The 15,535-nt window shown below is 66.2% G+C and carries 18 protein-coding genes; 9 read left to right on the forward strand and 9 right to left on the reverse strand.

Translation table 11 applies throughout. The annotated features are described in order from the left end of the window. Positions 1-177 precede the first annotated feature (177 nt). Positions 178-387 (forward strand): flagellar basal body rod C-terminal domain-containing protein, encoded by a 210-nt coding sequence (locus AC3ISA_RS02975; protein WP_489179278.1) that lies wholly within the window; start codon positions 178-180, stop codon positions 385-387. Between the two features lie 6 nt (positions 388-393). Here AC3ISA_RS02975 and AC3ISA_RS02980 read toward each other — a convergent pair whose 3' ends face one another. Beyond that, a complete protein-coding gene (locus tag AC3ISA_RS02980; RefSeq protein ID WP_489179279.1) occupies positions 394-1,077 on the reverse strand; it encodes a winged helix-turn-helix transcriptional regulator in 684 nt (227 codons plus the stop codon). 60 nt (positions 1,078-1,137) lie between these two features. On the opposite strand from AC3ISA_RS02980, the gene AC3ISA_RS02985 reads away from it, so the two are divergent. The 7 genes from AC3ISA_RS02985 to AC3ISA_RS03015 all read left to right on the forward strand — a co-directional run bounded on the left by AC3ISA_RS02985 (position 1,138) and on the right by AC3ISA_RS03015 (position 4,176). Further along, complete coding sequence (locus AC3ISA_RS02985) at positions 1,138-1,581, forward strand: VOC family protein (RefSeq protein ID WP_489179280.1); 444 nt, start codon at positions 1,138-1,140, stop codon at positions 1,579-1,581. After that, entirely contained in the window at positions 1,581-2,042 is a 462-nt protein-coding gene (locus AC3ISA_RS02990) for an SRPBCC family protein (protein WP_489179281.1), read from the forward strand. Before AC3ISA_RS02985 ends, AC3ISA_RS02990 begins: the two co-directional genes overlap by 1 nt. After that, entirely contained in the window at positions 2,039-2,488 is a 450-nt protein-coding gene (locus tag AC3ISA_RS02995; RefSeq protein ID WP_489179282.1) for a VOC family protein, read from the forward strand. The genes AC3ISA_RS02990 and AC3ISA_RS02995 overlap by 4 nt, the downstream gene beginning before the upstream one ends. Next, positions 2,488-2,970, forward strand: a complete 483-nt coding sequence (locus AC3ISA_RS03000; protein ID WP_489179283.1) for a VOC family protein — start codon at positions 2,488-2,490, stop codon at positions 2,968-2,970. Before AC3ISA_RS02995 ends, AC3ISA_RS03000 begins: the two co-directional genes overlap by 1 nt. A 22-nt stretch (positions 2,971-2,992) precedes the next feature. After that, positions 2,993-3,346 carry a DUF1428 domain-containing protein gene (locus AC3ISA_RS03005; protein ID WP_489179284.1) on the forward strand — a complete coding sequence of 118 codons (354 nt, stop codon included), beginning with the start codon at positions 2,993-2,995 and terminating at the stop codon, positions 3,344-3,346. A 157-nt stretch (positions 3,347-3,503) separates the two neighbouring features. After that, positions 3,504-3,797, forward strand: a complete 294-nt coding sequence (locus AC3ISA_RS03010) for a type II toxin-antitoxin system RelE/ParE family toxin (protein WP_489179285.1) — start codon at positions 3,504-3,506, stop codon at positions 3,795-3,797. 193 nt (positions 3,798-3,990) lie between these two features. Further along, complete coding sequence (locus tag AC3ISA_RS03015) at positions 3,991-4,176, forward strand: hypothetical protein (RefSeq protein WP_489179286.1); 186 nt, start codon at positions 3,991-3,993, stop codon at positions 4,174-4,176. A 4-nt stretch (positions 4,177-4,180) separates the two neighbouring features. Here the strand turns inward: AC3ISA_RS03015 and AC3ISA_RS03020 are convergent, their stop codons facing one another. From AC3ISA_RS03020 to AC3ISA_RS03045, 6 genes are all read right to left on the reverse strand, one after another. Next, positions 4,181-4,948 carry an extensin-like domain-containing protein gene (locus AC3ISA_RS03020; RefSeq protein ID WP_489179287.1) on the reverse strand — a complete coding sequence of 256 codons (768 nt, stop codon included), beginning with the start codon at positions 4,946-4,948 and terminating at the stop codon, positions 4,181-4,183. A 9-nt stretch (positions 4,949-4,957) separates the two neighbouring features. Then, positions 4,958-5,782 (reverse strand): hypothetical protein, encoded by an 825-nt coding sequence (locus tag AC3ISA_RS03025; protein ID WP_489179288.1) that lies wholly within the window; start codon positions 5,780-5,782, stop codon positions 4,958-4,960. Positions 5,783-5,890: 108 nt separating this feature from the next. Further along, positions 5,891-6,067, reverse strand: coding sequence for a DUF2256 domain-containing protein (locus AC3ISA_RS03030; protein ID WP_489179289.1), 177 nt, complete (start codon positions 6,065-6,067; stop codon positions 5,891-5,893). A gap of 412 nt (positions 6,068-6,479) precedes the next feature. Next, positions 6,480-8,429: an RNA polymerase sigma factor RpoD gene (gene rpoD / locus AC3ISA_RS03035; RefSeq protein ID WP_489179290.1), complete on the reverse strand. Its 1,950-nt coding sequence runs from the start codon at positions 8,427-8,429 to the stop codon at positions 6,480-6,482. Between the two features lie 75 nt (positions 8,430-8,504). Then, complete coding sequence (gene dnaG, locus AC3ISA_RS03040; protein WP_489179291.1) at positions 8,505-10,364, reverse strand: DNA primase; 1,860 nt, start codon at positions 10,362-10,364, stop codon at positions 8,505-8,507. A 263-nt stretch (positions 10,365-10,627) separates the two neighbouring features. Next, the gene (locus tag AC3ISA_RS03045) at positions 10,628-11,464 is read right to left on the reverse strand and encodes an LD-carboxypeptidase (RefSeq protein ID WP_489179292.1); all 837 of its coding nucleotides are present in this window, start codon (positions 11,462-11,464) and stop codon (positions 10,628-10,630) included. A gap of 69 nt (positions 11,465-11,533) precedes the next feature. Between AC3ISA_RS03045 and AC3ISA_RS03050 the strand changes: the two genes are divergently transcribed. After that, the gene (locus AC3ISA_RS03050; protein ID WP_489179293.1) at positions 11,534-12,931 is read left to right on the forward strand and encodes a UDP-N-acetylmuramate--L-alanine ligase; all 1,398 of its coding nucleotides are present in this window, start codon (positions 11,534-11,536) and stop codon (positions 12,929-12,931) included. A gap of 133 nt (positions 12,932-13,064) precedes the next feature. Here AC3ISA_RS03050 and AC3ISA_RS03055 read toward each other — a convergent pair whose 3' ends face one another. Both AC3ISA_RS03055 and AC3ISA_RS03060 read right to left on the reverse strand, forming a co-directional pair. Next, positions 13,065-14,429, reverse strand: a complete 1,365-nt coding sequence (locus AC3ISA_RS03055) for a sulfite reductase subunit alpha (RefSeq protein ID WP_489179294.1) — start codon at positions 14,427-14,429, stop codon at positions 13,065-13,067. Then, positions 14,426-15,535, reverse strand: a complete 1,110-nt coding sequence (locus AC3ISA_RS03060) for an FAD:protein FMN transferase (protein ID WP_489179295.1) — start codon at positions 15,533-15,535, stop codon at positions 14,426-14,428. Before AC3ISA_RS03060 ends, AC3ISA_RS03055 begins: the two co-directional genes overlap by 4 nt.

Here is a 15,535-nt window from a genome sequence, read left to right on the forward strand (position 1 = left end):
CGCCCGGCCGAGGTCAGACCTCAGGCCGGGCGAATGATGGCGCTCTATACACGGATAAAGGCGCGGGTGGGGCGAAGAATCGCCGTTCACCCTGTTCCTTCAGGCCGCGTTGACCTGAAAGACGCACTGTGGCGACCGAACGAACCTCGCCCAAAGCGCAATCGGAAGCATAACGCCATGCAGGCCCTTTCCATCGCCGCCGCCGGAATGACGACCGCCCAGAACCGCTTCGAAAGCAGCGCGCGCCGCACGGCCGCCGCGCCGCTGGACAACCTCGCCGAGGAAACCGTCGAACGCGTCCAGGCCAAGACCGCCTTCAGCGCCAACGCCGCCGTGGTCCGCACCGCCGACGACATGACCGGAACCCTGCTGGACATCCTGGCCTGATCGCCGTCAGGCCTGCGCCTTCTCCGGCAGGTTGAAGAAGCCCACGAACCGGTCGAACACGGCCCGGTCGCCGGTCAGGGTCATCAGCCCCTCGGCCTCGAACGCAGCCGGCGGAACCTTGCCATAGACGCAGGCGGCGACCAGCGGCGGCTGGGTCGTCAGCACGACCTCGGCGGCGTCCGTCGCGTCGCGCAGCGTCGTGATGACCCCGCCTGCAACCTGGACCACGAACGGCTCGTCGCCGAAGACGAAGCCCAAGGTCATCGTCGCATCGCCGGCCAGAGCCGGGTCGAACATCGTCTCGAACGACTGCATGATCGACACCGCGCTGATCGGCAGGGTCGGGTCGTGCAGCGGCGAGCGCGCCGCCCAGCCCCCCAGCACCATGAAGACCGGCTTGATCTCATAGCCCCAAGGCGTCAGCTCATAGACCTGGACCGAGGCGGGCGGCGGAAGCTTCCTGCGCCGCAGGATGCCCGACGCCTCCAGCCCCTCCAGCCGCTGGGTCAGCACATTGGCCGAGATGCCGTGCAGATCCTTCCTCAGGTCTCCGAACCGGCGCGGTCCCATCATCAGTTCGCGAATGACCAGCAGCGCCCAGCGCTCGCCGATCAGATCCAGTCCGTGGGCCGCCCCGCAGGCGTCATGATATTTGCGGCCCGCCTTTTCGGTTACTTTTTCTAACTTCATGGTTGACTATCATAATCATCGGAGTCAGGTTTCGCAAACAAACAAGGAAGAGGAAACGCCGTGCCCCAGCTGATTTTCATCAACCTGCCCGTTACCGACCTGCCCAAGTCCATCGCCTTCTATGAAGCCGTCGGCGCGACCCGGAACCCCATGTTCAGCGACGACACGGCCGCCTGCATGGTCGTGTCGGACGTCATTCACGTCATGCTGCTGACCCACGACAAATGGCGCACCTTCACCGACCGCCAGATCCCCGACGCCCACGTCTCTGCCCAGATGTCGCTGTGCTTCTCGTGCGACAGCCGCGCAGCCGTGGATGACGTGGTGCAGAGGGCGGGCGCCGCCGGCGGTCTGATGGACCCCAATCCGATCCAGGATCACGGCTTCATGTACGGTCGCGGCTATGCCGACCCCGACGGCCATATCTGGGAACCGATGTGGATGGACCCGGCCGCCGTCGCCGCCGGCCCCGAGGCCTTCGCCGCTGACGCCACGGCAGCGTGATGGCCGACCCCCGCGAACTCAGCATCAGCCGCCTGATCCAGGCCTCGCCTGAAACCGTCTGGAAGATCTACACCCAGCGCACCGGCGAATGGTTCTGCCCTCGCCCCTGGACCACCCCGGTCGTCGATTGGGACCTGCGCGTCGGTGGACGGGCCAATATCGAACTGGCCTCGCCCGAGGGTGAACGCCATCCCTATTCCGGCGTCTTCCTGGAGGTCGTACCGGGCCGCAAAGTGGTCTCGACCGGGGCCTTCACCGAGGGCTGGGTTCCCCAGTCCGGCGACCTCGACTTCGTCCGCATCGACACCTTCGAGCCCGAGGCCGGCGGCACGCGTTACACCTCCATCGCCCGCCACTGGGACGAAAAGACCGCCGCGAAACACAGGGACATGGGCTTCGAACAGGGCTGGGGCGCCGTCGCCGATCAGCTCGCCGCCCTTGCAGAGGGAGACACCCAGTGAACATCACCCCCAACCTGATGTTCCACGATCAGGCGCGCGAGGCCTTCGGCTTCTACGCCGAGGTTCTGGGCGCCGACCAACTGAACCTGATCACCTTCGCCGACATGCCCGAGGCCCCCGTCGGCCCCGACTGGAAGGACAAGATCGCCCACGCCTGGATGCAGGTCGGCGACCAGGCGATCATGGGCTCCGACAGCCCGCCCGGAGTCTGCGCCGACACCGGCGAGCACAAGGCCGAAGAAATGCGGACACCGCCCGCTCGAACCTCCGTCGCCCTGCATTTCGACACGGCGGATCGTGCACGCCAGATCTTCGACCGGCTCAGCGAGAACGGCCTGATCCAACTGCCCTTCGCCGCAACCTCCTGGTCCGCCGGTTTCGGCATGACGCGCGACCGGTTCGGCAAGGACTGGATGATCAACACCTTCCCGCAGGAGCACGCGTGATGGCCGACAAGATCGTTCCCTGCCTGTGGTTCGACGGCGACGCCGAGGCGGCGACCGCCTTCTATGTCTCGCTCCTGCCCGACAGCCGCGTGACCGCCGTCAATCGCTCGCCCGTCGATACGCCATCCGGTCCGGCCGGGTCGGTCCTTACGGTCCAGTTCGTCCTGGCCGGCCATGACTATGTAGCCCTGAACGGCGGCCCGAACTTCCGCTTCACCGAGGCCGTCTCCTTCATGGTCATGACCGAGGATCAGGCCGAGACGGACCGGCTGTGGGACGCCCTGATCGCCGACGGCGGCAGCGAGAACGCCTGCGGCTGGCTGAAGGACCGCTGGGGCCTGTCGTGGCAGATCACGCCGCGCCGCCTGATGGACCTGACCACCGACGCAAATCCCGCCCGCGCGGCCGCCGCCATGACGGCGATGATGAGCATGATAAAGATCGACATCGCGGCGCTGGACCGCGCCGTCGCCGACCTCTGAACCCAAACCAAGGAGACGACCGATGACCTATGTGACCGGCTTCCTGACCCCCGTGAAATCCGAGGACAAGGCGCGCTACGTCAAGTCCGCCGAGGCCGCCTGGCCCCTGTTCCAGAAATACGGCGCCCTTTCCCAGGTCGAGACCTGGGGCGAGGACGTGCCCGACGGCAAGCTGACCAGTTTCCCCATGGCGGTGAAGCTGGAGGATGGCGAGGTCGTGGTCTTCTCCTGGGTGACCTGGCCCGACCGCGCCACCGCCGACGCCTGTTTCGGCAAGATGCAGGACGACCCCGACTTCGCTGACATGGACATGCCCTTCGACGGCAAGCGCATGATGTGGGGCGGTTTCGACGTCGTCTTCGACGGCAAGGACTGACCTTCAAGGTTAGGACTTGAAACATACCTAGGAGAAATATTAGTAACTACCAGGGATTGCCGCCCTTATCGAACCGCGTGATGCAGAGACCACCGACTGTACTTGAGTGAGGTTCAGCAGCCTCGCATGTCGCTCACACATCGAGGGCTGAGATTTCATGGCATGGCAAATCGAGGAAGCGCCAGCCTTTCGAAAATGGATTCTCAGCCTTCGTGATGAAATCGGCCGCGCCATAATCTTGCAACGCATCAGCCGCTTGGCGGCGGCGCAGATCGGCGACGTCAAACCTGTAGGAGAAGGCGTTTCCGAACTGCGTATCAATCACGGACCCGGATATCGGGTGTATTTTGTGAAGCGTGGAAGCACGGTCGTCGTGTTATTGTGTGGTGGCGACAAGAGTTCCCAAGCGCGGGATATCATCCGCGCCAAGTCTTTCGCGAAGGACTTTTGACTTGGACACCCGGCCCTTTGATCCCGCCGACTATCTGACCTCCGAAGAGGGTATCGCCGCCTATCTTTTGGATGCTCGTAGTTTCGGCGCCCAAGCCTATTCCGAGGCCGTCGAGGTTGTCGCTCGCGCACGTGACCGTATGCGAGGGGCGCGAATCGTGCGACGTTCTTCTTCTGTTCGCAAGGAGGCGACAATGGGAAAGAACACCGGAAACGACTACCGCATCGGTGCGGTCAAAGGCCGAACGCAGTTCCAGCACGAGAACGGCGACTGGCAGAAACGCGACGAAGGCTCCGGCCGTTTCATGGAGCGCAAGTCCAGCGACGGCGCCTTCAAGGGCGTAGCCAAGGAGCCTGACGGCCGCGACGGCAAGGACTGATCTCCTAGCGGCAGAACCGCGTGTCCGTCGCCTCCAGGTGCAGGTGGTTGTGGTGGACGGCGTTGTAGTCGGGGCTCAGCGTCGTGCCGAAGATGCGGCAGGCGTCGTCGCGGATGCGGCGCAGGAAGCGCGCCTCGGCCGTGTCGCCGCTCCAGTCCCTGGTCACCGTGATGCGCCGCCCGTCCCTCAGCCGCACCCCGGCGAAGTCCAGCGCCGCCGCCTGGGAATGGGCGCTGATCCGGTTCGAGCCGACCCCGTTGTTCACGTTGCGACAGGCGTAGGCGCCCATGTGGTCGATCTGGACCACGTCCGAGCCCAGGATCTCGCGCGCCGCCGGCTCCAGCGATTGCCTGCGCCAGATGCTCAGGGCCAGCGCCGTCTGGCACGTCATCTCCACATCGCCCGGCGCCAACCGCGCCACCGTTCCCAGATCGGGCCCCAGCACCCCGCCCTGGCTCAGGCCGCAGGTCGCGGTGTTCTGGCGATCCGGCACGGGGCTGAACCGCACGCGCGCGGCGTTCAGCTCGGCTAAACACCGCCCCAGGTCCCGCCCCTCGCGCACCACCGCGCCTTGCGTCCCCCCATCGATGGCCCGATCGACCAGACCCCCGACCAGCGGCGCCTCGGTGCGGGAAGGATACCCACCCGGATAGGGCGAAGGCCTCAACGGCTCGGGTGGCCGCCGCACGCAACTGCTCAGGATCAGACAGACGACGACGGCGACCGAGGCGATGACGCGGCCGGATTTACGCGGGAACAGGGGCGATGACATTTCGCCATCCTAAGCGATTCCCGGGCCATCCGAAGGTGGAGACAGGTGGATCGGCCCCGCATAGTTCAGATCCATTGTTTGCGGGTGGCGCCAGCCCGGAATGGCGTCGAACTGCGGCGCGCGCCTCAGATGCTGGGCCACCATCATGCCCAGCGGCGTGATCGGCTCGGGCAGCGGCCTCAACCGGCCCTCCGCGTCGAAATAATTGGGCGCCCATCCTCCGTTCACAGCATAGGCGAAATCGGACGCCGTCGCCTCCGGTCCCAGGTGATGCGCCCGCCAATGATACAGGAAGGCGCTGTATCGCCCCGCCTCGCCCATCGGCTGGTCCATCAGCATCGCACAGGCCAACCGGGTCGCGTTGTCGATGATGTCGGCGTCGCGTTCGGCCATCCACTTGGCGATGTCCGCCTCCGACGCCCCTTCGTCGTCCGCTGCCTCGACAGCCCTGGCGGGTTCCGTTCGATCCGCCAGCCGCGCCAGCGCCTCGGCCGAGCGCACCAGAACCTGGGCCTCGCTGCTTCGCCCTTGTGACAACAGCCCGCCCGCACGCTGCATCGCCTCCTCCACCGCCTGACGCGGATCGACCGACGGCGGCGGCGAGGCGGCGTCCGAGGGCGCGACGCCCGGACGCACCGGCTCCAGCTCCTGGTCCAGGCGCGCGGCGGTTTGCTTTCGGCACCACCCCTCCAGGCGGGCCTTCTTCCTCAGATTGGCAAGGCCCACATCGAGCCGACGCGCCACGGACGCGCCGCTCTCTCCGGCCTCATAGGCCTGGCGGACACGTTTCCAGACCTCCGGTCCCCGATATTTTCTCAGACGAAAATGTTCCATCCCGTCATCCTGATCGTCCGAGTCGTCAAAATCGGTCGCAGGCCGTCGTCGCAGTCGTCGAAATCTCACGAAATTCGTCGTCGAATTCTCTCATGAGTATCAGGGCCTTCAGGCGCCTCCCTGCGCACCCTTCGCCCGGCATCGATCCGAGCAGAACCGCACCTGATCCCATTCCCGCGCCCATTTCTTGCGCCACGCGAACGGTAGGCCGCAGGCGGCGCAGATCTTTTGCGGCAGATCGGCCTTGGCGGGGGCCATACCGAGGTTGACGTGCTTTCGGGCCATGTCGCCTGCCAAGAAAAAGGGCGGCCCCGTCGGAGCCGCCCCTTTAGTGTAGAGTTGAGCCGGCAACCCCTGCCGCCATGCTGGACCCCATTCCCGCTATTACGATCAGACTTTGTCCGATCATATTTCGAATGGTCTTCAACACGTTAGTTACGGTCGTCTTCGTGATGCGCCTGCGCCCTTTTGGGCTTTGATTGAATCCGTATGGATTCTTTCTGAGGGCTTGCACCCCCACAGTCTCATTTTTCATGTCCTCACCCTTTACCTTTCCGCCCACCAGATGGAGGGCTGCTAGAAATGGGATTGAGGCCAGCACGATGGCGATTGGAGTTGAACCGGTAACTGCTCCGAAGTTCAGAATTCGAATCTAGACCAAATTTAGAAAAGATTCAAGTATTTCAGCACAAGAATCTTAGCTGTCCAGGAAGGACCGCAGTTTGCGAGACCGGCTGGGGTGCTTCAGCTTGCGAAGCGCCTTGGCCTCGATCTGACGGATCCGTTCGCGGGTGACGCTGAACTGCTGGCCGACTTCTTCCAGCGTGTGGTCGGTGTTCATGCCGATGCCGAAACGCATCCGCAGGACCCGCTCCTCGCGCGGCGTCAGCGACGCCAGCACGCGGGTGGTGGTCTCGCGCAGGTTCGACTGGATGGCGGCGTCGATGGGCAGGACGGCGTTCTTGTCCTCGATGAAGTCGCCCAGGTGGCTGTCTTCCTCGTCCCCGATGGGGGTTTCCAGCGAGATCGGCTCCTTGGCGATCTTCAGGACCTTGCGCACCTTCTCCAGCGGCATGGCCAGCTTTTCGGCCAGTTCTTCCGGGGTCGGCTCGCGGCCGATCTCGTGCAGCATCTGGCGGCTGGTGCGGACGATCTTGTTGATCGTCTCGATCATGTGGACCGGGATGCGGATGGTGCGCGCCTGGTCCGCGATGGAGCGCGTGATCGCCTGACGGATCCACCAGGTAGCGTAGGTCGAGAACTTGTAGCCGCGACGGTACTCGAACTTGTCGACCGCCTTCATCAGGCCGATGTTGCCCTCCTGGATCAGGTCCAGGAACTGCAGGCCGCGATTGGTGTATTTCTTGGCGATGGAGATCACGAGGCGCAGGTTGGCCTCGACCATTTCCTTCTTGGCCTGACGGGCTTCGCGCTCGCCCTTCTGGACCGTCTGGACGATGCGGCGGTAGTCGTCGATCGGCAGGCCGGCTTCCAGCGCCACGGCGGCGACGTCGCCGCGGATGGTCGCGATCTGCGCCGCTTCATTGTCGCTGAACTTGGTCCAGCGCACACCCTGTTCCTTGATCCGGTCGGTCCAGGTCGGGTCCAGTTCGGCGCCGAAATAGGCCTTCAGGAACTCAGGCCGCGAAATGCCGTAGCTGTCGGCGAGACGCAGCAGGCGGCCTTCCAGACCGATCAGGCGCTTGTTGATCGCGTAAAGCTGCTCGACCAGGGCCTCGATACGGTTGTTGTTCAGCTTCATCGTCTTCAGACGGTCCGAGATGGACAGCGTCAGCGCCCGATAGGCCTTCTCGTCCTTGGCGCTCAGCACCTCGCCCTTCAGGCGGGTCTGGACCAGCTTGTCCTGAAGCCCCCGGAACGCGCCGAAGTCGGCGGCGATCAGGTTCAGGACCTCCATCACCCCATCGCGCAGCTCGGCTTCCAGCGCCGAGATCGACATGCCGCCGCCATCGTCGAAGTCATCGTCGTCATCGTCGTCGTCGGATTCGGGCTTGGCCTCGGCCGCCGGTTTTTCTTCGGTTTCTTCTTCCGCCTCAGCCTCGGGCTGAACGGCGCCCGGCAGGGACGACGGGTTCAGCACGCCATAGGTGGCGTCGAGGTCGATGACCTCGCGCAGCAGGATGCGGTTGTTCTCCAACTCGTCGCGCCACACCATGATGGCCTCGAAGGTCAGGGCGCTTTCGCACAGACCCGAGATCATGGCGTCGCGGCCGGCCTCGATCCGCTTGGCGATGGCGATCTCGCCCTCGCGGCTCAGCAGTTCGACCGAGCCCATCTCACGCAGGTACATCCGCACGGGGTCGTCAGTGCGGTCATAGGCGGCCTTGGCGGGCGCTTCGGCGACGGCGGTGCCGGCGGCGGCGGCGACGTCGGTGGACTGCTGCTCCTGCGCGTCCTCCTCGGCCTCGACGACGTTGACGCCCATCTCGGACAACATGGCCAGGGTGTCTTCAATGGCGTCAGGCGTGACTTCTTCCGACGGCAGAACCTTGTTCAGCTCCTCCATCGTCACATAGCCACGGGCCTTGGCCTGTTTGATGAACTTCTTGACGCCGGCGTCGGTCAGATCGAGCAGGGGCCCATCGGTCGAAGCCTCGGTTTCCTGCGTCTCGGTCTGTGCGTTCATAGTCAGTCTGTCTCCAGCCGGAGGGGGTGATCAATCCGCCCCGACGAAAAATACAATGCCTGGCGGGCCGTAAGGTTACGTGCCCGCGCTGTCTTCCCAAATCGTTCCGGCTTTGATCGCACGGCGAAGCGCATCCCGCTCGGCCTTAAGCCGGCGAAACGCCTCATCCTGCCCAGGCACATCACGTGCATGGGCCAAGGCGTCCTCCAACGCGGCGACCCGCGTCGAAGCGTCGAACGCCTGCGACCATCGGACCCTTGCCTCGGCGAGGGGCGCATTTGCGGCCAGGAAAGGCGCGCCGGACTTTGCCGCCGCCTTCTCGACCTCGCGCACTAAGGCATCATGACCCGATTGCGCCAGATGGCGTCGCAGGGCGGCAGAGTCAAGGCTATGTCCCGACAGACGCAGGCGAACCAACTCCTGGGCCAGCCCATCCAGCCCCTTGTCGCCGAAACCATGCGCGGCAATTTCCTCCAGATGGTCGTCCATTCGTTCGGGGTCTTCGATGGCGCCGTGGGCCAGGGCGGCCGGCACGGGCTCAATGGCGCGAAACAGCGACTGCATCGCCTGGGCCCCTTCCGCCGTCTGACCCAGCTTGGGCGGCGGACCGAAACCACGTCTCCCCTGCCCTGGCGTCCAGGGCGCGCGTTGGGAACTGCGCGGGAACAGGGCGTCGAAACGGTCGAACAGGTCGCGGCGGTATTGCTCGGCCAGATCCTTGTCCTGGATCGCCGAGGCGGTGTTCCTCAGCCGCGCCTTGAAGCCGGCCTTGCGTTCCGGCGTATCCAGCGGCTCCAGATCCTGTTCGCGACGGAACAGCACCTCGGCGAAACCGTGGGTGTCGGCCAGGGCCTGGCGCAGCGCCGGCGCCCCCTTTTCACGCAGGATATCGTCGGGGTCCTGCCCGGCGCCCAGCAGCGAGAACCGGAACGAGCGCCCCGCCTTCAGCAACGGCAGCGACCGTTCGATGGCGCGATAGGCGGCGCGCAGCCCCGCCGCATCCCCGTCGAAACACAGCACCGGCTCGGACGACACCCGCCACAGCCGCTCCATCTGTTCTTCCGTCAGGGCCGTGCCCATCGGCGCCACGGCCGGCAGGCCCGCGCGCTGGCAGGCGATGACGTCCATATAGCCTTCGACCACGATGATGGCCTGGTCATTCTTGCTTTCCGCCCCCAGGATCCGCCGCGCCTCAGGCAGGCCGTAGAGGGTCGCACCCTTATGGAAGAGTGGGCTTTCCGGGCCGTTCAGATATTTGGCGCGGTCGTCGGGGTTCATGGCCCGGCCGCCGAAGCTGACGATCCGCCCACGCGCGTCCAGAATCGGGAACATCAGCCGGTCGCGGAACCGGTCATAGGGCTGGCCGCCGCTTTCCGGCGAGATCAGCATCCCGGCCTCGACCAGTTCTGCCGGCTTGGCGCCCCGCTGAACCAGGGCCTGTTTCAGCCCCTCGCGGTCGTTGGGTGCATAACCCAGGCCGAAGCGCTCCCACTGATCCTCGGGCAGGCCGCGTTTTTCAAGATATTCGCGCGCCGCCTTGCCTGGCGTGCGCCGCAGATTGGCGGCGAACCATTTCTGGGCCAGGTCCATCCAGTCCGACAGGCCCGCCCGCTTCTGCTCGCGCTCGGCCTCCTTGGGGTCTTCGGCCGGAAGCTGCATGCCCGCCTCGCCGGCCAGCCGCTGCACCGCCTCGACGAAGCTGAGCCGCTCGGTCTCCTGCAAAAAGGATATGATGTCGCCGTGTTTGCCGGACGAGAAGTCGTGGAAGAATCCCTTGTCGTCGTTGACGAAGAAGGACGGCGACTTTTCCTTGGAGAAGGGCGACAGGCCGACATATTCGCGCCCCTGACGCTTCAGCTTCACCGTCCGCCCGATCACGTCGGACGGCCGAAGGCGGGCCTTCAGTTCATCGATGAATCTTTCGTCGAAACGCACCCGGCGATCCTTAGGGCCTGCGGGCCTCTACGTCGATATCGGGAGCGATCAGGCGGCTCGTCCGGGCATCCCCCGATATCCGAACGAACCGCCGCATCGCAGAAGGCGTAAACCGCCGCGTCCCCCAACGCCTTGGCTAACGAAGTCCTAACGCCTCGCGGACCGGCATCTGAAGTCAGGACCGGCGTTCTGTCGAGGGGGCTACCGGTGTCTTTCGACGGATCAAGGCGAGACTGTGTCTTTTGCGCCGCGTATCGTTCGCCTCAGGGGCGACCGAAGGGTACGACCTTGTTGGCGCCGTCGTGCCCGATATCGGCGTTTCCGAGGAAGGGTATGCCCGACCTCAGACACCAGTATCGAACGATCTCCTCGGGAGTCTGTCCAAAATCGGGATCGTTTGGCGTGACATCCGAAACACGCCCCAGGCGAATCCCGGCCACACGCCGAATGCTGGCCTGGCTCGTCAAATGAAACATCATCCGGTCGATCCGGTAGGCAGCCTCCGAAACCTCCTCCAGCATCAGGACGTGACCGGATAGATCCGGCTCCAGCGACGTGCCGGTCAGCTCGTTCAGGATGGTGAGATTGAAGGCCACGGCCGGTCGCGGATCGCTCGCCAGAGACGGCTCGATCCAGTCGGTCCGCCCCGTAGTCAGCCAGGACAGCGCCCCACGCGCCGTCGCATCGTCGCGCACCGAATCCGAGGCCATCGGCCCGTGCGCCAGATGCTGGAACCCGGCCTTGTACATCCCGGCCAGCAGGCTGCCCGCGTCGGAATAGCCCATGTAGCGCTTCTTGCGCGCCACGGCGTCCAGGCGCGGGATCACGGCATCGGCGATGCGGCATGAGCCATAGCCGCCGCGCGCGAACCAGATGGCGTCGATGCGCGGGTCGTTGGCGAACTCGACGAAGGCGTCGGCGCGCGCCCGGTCGTCGCCGGCGAAATGGCCGTGCTTCAAAAAGCAGGCGGGGTGAAACACCACCGCCACGTCACGGTCGGGATGGTTCTGCGCCATCCAGGCCTCGACCGCCTCGGCGCGTTCCTTCGAAAACCGCGAACTGGCGCAGACGACGCCGATCTTGAAGCTATTGGTCGCCACGCGCGCCTTCTTCGTCGTTTTTGCGATCCCCTACTGGCGGACCGGCCCGATCCCCTGTTCTAAGGGGGCATGAACCAAGACGCCTCCTATTTCTTCTGCGGCATCGGCGGGTCGGGCATGCTGCCGCTGGCCATGATCGTTCAGGCGCGCGGCGCGACCATCGAAGGCTCCGACCGCGCGCTGGATCAGGGCCGCACGCCCGAGAAGTTCGACTGGCTGCGCGCCCACGGCGTGACCCTGCACCCCCAGGACGGATCGGGCGTGACCCGCGCCGACCAGACCGTGATCGCCACCGGCGCCATCGAGGAGACGGTGCCCGACATCCGCGCGGCCCGACGCGTCGGCGCGACCCTCAAGACCCGGCCCCAGTTGCTCAGCGAGATCTTCAACGCCGCTCCGACCTCGGTCGGCGTGGCGGGCACCAGCGGCAAGTCCACCATCACCGGCATGATCGCCTGGATCCTGCACCAGACGGGCCGCGCCCCCACCGTCATGAATGGGGCGGTGATGAAGAACTTCGCCGACGCGGACCATCCGTTCGCCAGCGCCCTGATCGGCGGACCCGACCTGTTCGTGTCAGAGGTCGACGAGAGCGACGGCTCCATCGCCGGCTACGATCCGACCGTCGCCGTGGTGTCCAACATCTCGCTGGACCACAAGTCGATGGAGGAGCTGCGCGACCTGTTCGGCGGCTTCACCGCCCGCGCCACGACGGCTGTGCTGAACCTCGACAATCCCGAGACGGCGGCTTTGGCCCAGACGCTGCCGGCCGGCAAGGCGATCACCTTCGGCCTGGGCGAGGAAAAGGCCGACCTGTCCGGCCATGATCTGCAGCCCCTGCCCACGGGCATGAAGTTCCGCCTGATCGAGGGCTGGAGCGAGCACGACGTGGTGCTGAACGTTCCCGGCGCCCATAACGTCGCCAATGCGCTGGCGGCGCTGGGTGCGACCAGGGCCCTGGGCGTGCCGACGAGCGAGGCGGTCAAGGCGCTGGAGACCTTCGCCGGCATCCGTCGCCGCATGGAGGTGGTCGGGACCGTGAACGACATCACCGTCATCGACGACTTCGCCCACAACCCGGACAAGATCGCCGCCACGCTGAAGACCCTGCACGCCTTCGACGGGCGCCTGCTGATCCTGTTCCAGCCGCATGGGTTCGGCCCGCTGAAGCTGATGAAGTCGGAGTTCATCGACGGCTTCGCCGGTCTGATGCGGCCGGACGACGTCCTGCTGATGCCCGAGCCGGTCTATTACGGCGGCACGACGGACCGCAGCGTTGGGTCCGAGGACATCGCCTCCGGCGTCCGCGCCGCTGGGCGCCAGGCGGAGGCGCTTCCGGCGCGCGCGGCATGCGGCGACCGGATCGTGGAGATCGCAAAACCCGGCGACCGGATCATCGTCATGGGGGCGCGGGACGACACCCTGTCCACATTCGCGGCGGAGCTGCTGGAACGACTAAGGAAATAGCCGCTCATCCCGGCGAAAGCCGGGACCCAGTGCTTTGGGCGACCAGACGTGACCTGTCTGGCGGCTGTCGATCCCAGACATCCTGCCTCGCGAAAGGACTGGGTCCCGGCTTTCGCCGGGATGAGCGGAAAAGTTAGTACACGTCGCGCCGATAGCGGCCGTCTTCCAGCATCGTCAGCACAGTGTCCGCACCCAGCGCATTTTCCAGCGCCGCATGCACGCCCTGCGACATCCCTTCCAGGCTGCCGCAGATATAGATCGCCGCTCCGCGATCGACCCAATCGCGCAGTTCGTCAGACGCCGACGCGACCAGAGCCTGCACATAGCGCCCGTCGCCCGCATCGCGCGAGAAGCATCGGTCTAGCCGTCGCAGAACGCCTGACGCCAGCCACGCCTGCAGCTCCGCATCGAAGAAGGCGTCGTGCACCTGCGTCCGCTCCCCGAACAGCAGCCACGCTCCGCCTGCCGCCGTCCGCGCCTTCAGGTGCGCCCTCAGCCCGGCGATGCCCGTGCCGTTGCCGATCAGGATCATCGGCGTCTCGTCCGCAGGGCCGTGGAAGCTGCGGTTGGTGCGCAGGCGCATTCCGATCTGATCGCCGGGCGCCAGGTCCTGCGTCAGCCAGCCCGAGGCCAGGCCCGGCGCGCCGTCGGGATGGCGCATCAGGCGGATCAGGAACTCGACCCGGCCGTCCGACGGCAAAGAGGCGATGGAATATTCACGAGAGCCCGGCGTGACGCCGTCCCGCTCGGGCAGGCCGACCTCGGCGATGTCGCCGGCCGACCAGTCGGGCGCCGCGCCCACGGCTTCGAACGCCAGATGCCAGGCCACGCCGCCGGGACTGCCGGGGTTGACCAGGGTGCGCTCGACCAGCCGCCAGGGATCATAGGCGGGCGGGGTCCAGTCGGGGGCGGTCACGCTGCCGGTGATCTGGTTCAACTGGTGCTGCCAGTGGCGGATGGCGCCGGCCTCGCCGTTGTCGACCTCGACCATGTCGAACAGGGGTTCGGCGCCCGACCGCCTCAGCCAGCCGTCCACCGCATGGCCGAAGCCGCAGAACTGATCGTAGCTACGGTCGCCCAGCGCCAGCAGGCCGAAGCGGAGACCGGACAGATCCGCCGTCTCGCCCATGGCCTTGCGCACGAACCGGGCCGCGCTGTCGGGCGGATCGCCCTCGCCCGTCGTGGAGACGATCAGCAGCGCACGGTCCGTCGCCTTCAGGGTCTGGACGTCCAGATCGGCGAAGGACAGCATCCGCGCCCCCACGCCGCCGTCGCTCAAGGCGCGCGCCGTCATCCAGGCCAATTCCTCGGCGAAGCCCGTCTGGCTGGCGAAGGCGATCAGCACCGTTCGCTCTTCGCCAGCGCCGGCAAAGGCGTCCGAGCGCGCACGCGCATCAGCCTTGGCCCGGCGTTCGCGCCAGACGATGACGGCGATCAGGGCCAGCCAAAGCAGGAACGCCCCGACCGCCCACAGCCAGCGCTGCGGATCGGCTGTCACCCCGGCCGATCTCCGTCGGGATCGTCCATCAGGGCGGCGAAGGCCGACGTCATCCGCTCGACCGGCCCGCGCTCGGTGCGTTCGACGAAGTGGGCGATCAGCCCCAGCGCCTCGGCATACTCCGGCCCCTCGAACGGCCCTATGACCGTCAGCGCCGTGGCGTAGGCGTCGGCCATCATGGCCGAGGCGTGCAGCACGGTGACCGAACTCAGATTGTTGCTGACGGGACGCCCGGTCGAGCCGTCGATGGTGTGGGGATAGAGCCGGCCGTCGTGCCTGAACGCCCGGCGATAATCGCCGCTGGTGGCGACGGCCAGGTCGAACAGTGCCGCCACGGTGTGGGGCGCGGGGCTGCCCTCGACCCGTTCGATCTCGACCCACCAGGGCTGGGCGTCCGGCTTGACGCCGCGTCCCTTCAACTCGCCGCCGATTTCGATCAGGTGCGAGGTCGCGCCCATCCCCATCAGCCGGTCGGACACCCGGTCCACCGCATGCCCCTTGGCGATGCCGGAGAAATCGAGCTTCATCCCGCCCGTCTGCATGACGCCGCGCGCATCGGGATTCAGCCGCAGCTTCTGCCAGCCGGACACGGCCATGGCCGCCGTTATCTCTTCGTCGGACGGCACGGGCAGCAGGGCCGAGCGTGGTCCCGGCGGGCCGAACCCCCACAGATCGACCAGGGCGCCCAAGGTCGGATCGACCGCCCCGTTCGTTTCGTCGCCCAGGGTCATCGCCGCATCCAGCAGATCCCAGAACGGCGGCGACACCGCCCAGAACCCGGCCGGCGCATTATTGAACCGGCTGATCTCGCTGGACGGCTCCCACGGACTGAACAGACCGACGACGGCCGCCAGCTCCTGTTCGATCGCGTCCTGAATCGCGGCCTCGCCCACGCCCGGCGGCGCGATCACGCGCGCGCTCCAGGTCGTGCCCATCGTCTCGCCGCCCAGCGCACGGATCAGGTCGCTGGGCGGACGGGGCGGCGCGCCCTCGATGACGGGCACCAGCACGCGGTTGTCGACGCGGTCGGCCAGCGGGCTGGCGTCGCCGATATTGACCGTGGGCGGGGCGGCGCGGGAACCGCGCGAGGGAGGCGTGTCTGACAT

It is taken from the genome of Brevundimonas sp. KH_058, assembly GCF_057838505.1.

Coding starts and splice junctions, on each gene's coding strand:
- AC3ISA_RS02975 (WP_489179278.1), top strand. CDS start 178: ATGCAGGCCCTTTCCATCGCCGCCGCCGGAATGACGACCGCCCAGAAC.
- AC3ISA_RS02980 (WP_489179279.1), bottom strand. CDS start 1,077: ATGAAGTTAGAAAAAGTAACCGAAAAGGCGGGCCGCAAATATCATGAC.
- AC3ISA_RS02990 (WP_489179281.1), top strand. CDS start 1,581: ATGGCCGACCCCCGCGAACTCAGCATCAGCCGCCTGATCCAGGCCTCG.
- AC3ISA_RS03000 (WP_489179283.1), top strand. CDS start 2,488: ATGGCCGACAAGATCGTTCCCTGCCTGTGGTTCGACGGCGACGCCGAG.
- AC3ISA_RS03005 (WP_489179284.1), top strand. CDS start 2,993: ATGACCTATGTGACCGGCTTCCTGACCCCCGTGAAATCCGAGGACAAG.
- AC3ISA_RS03010 (WP_489179285.1), top strand. CDS start 3,504: ATGGCATGGCAAATCGAGGAAGCGCCAGCCTTTCGAAAATGGATTCTC.
- AC3ISA_RS03015 (WP_489179286.1), top strand. CDS start 3,991: ATGGGAAAGAACACCGGAAACGACTACCGCATCGGTGCGGTCAAAGGC.
- AC3ISA_RS03020 (WP_489179287.1), bottom strand. CDS start 4,948: ATGTCATCGCCCCTGTTCCCGCGTAAATCCGGCCGCGTCATCGCCTCG.
- AC3ISA_RS03025 (WP_489179288.1), bottom strand. CDS start 5,782: ATGGAACATTTTCGTCTGAGAAAATATCGGGGACCGGAGGTCTGGAAA.
- AC3ISA_RS03030 (WP_489179289.1), bottom strand. CDS start 6,067: ATGGCCCGAAAGCACGTCAACCTCGGTATGGCCCCCGCCAAGGCCGAT.
- rpoD (WP_489179290.1), bottom strand. CDS start 8,429: ATGAACGCACAGACCGAGACGCAGGAAACCGAGGCTTCGACCGATGGG.
- AC3ISA_RS03050 (WP_489179293.1), top strand. CDS start 11,534: ATGAACCAAGACGCCTCCTATTTCTTCTGCGGCATCGGCGGGTCGGGC.
- AC3ISA_RS03060 (WP_489179295.1), bottom strand. CDS start 15,535: ATGTCAGACACGCCTCCCTCGCGCGGTTCCCGCGCCGCCCCGCCCACG.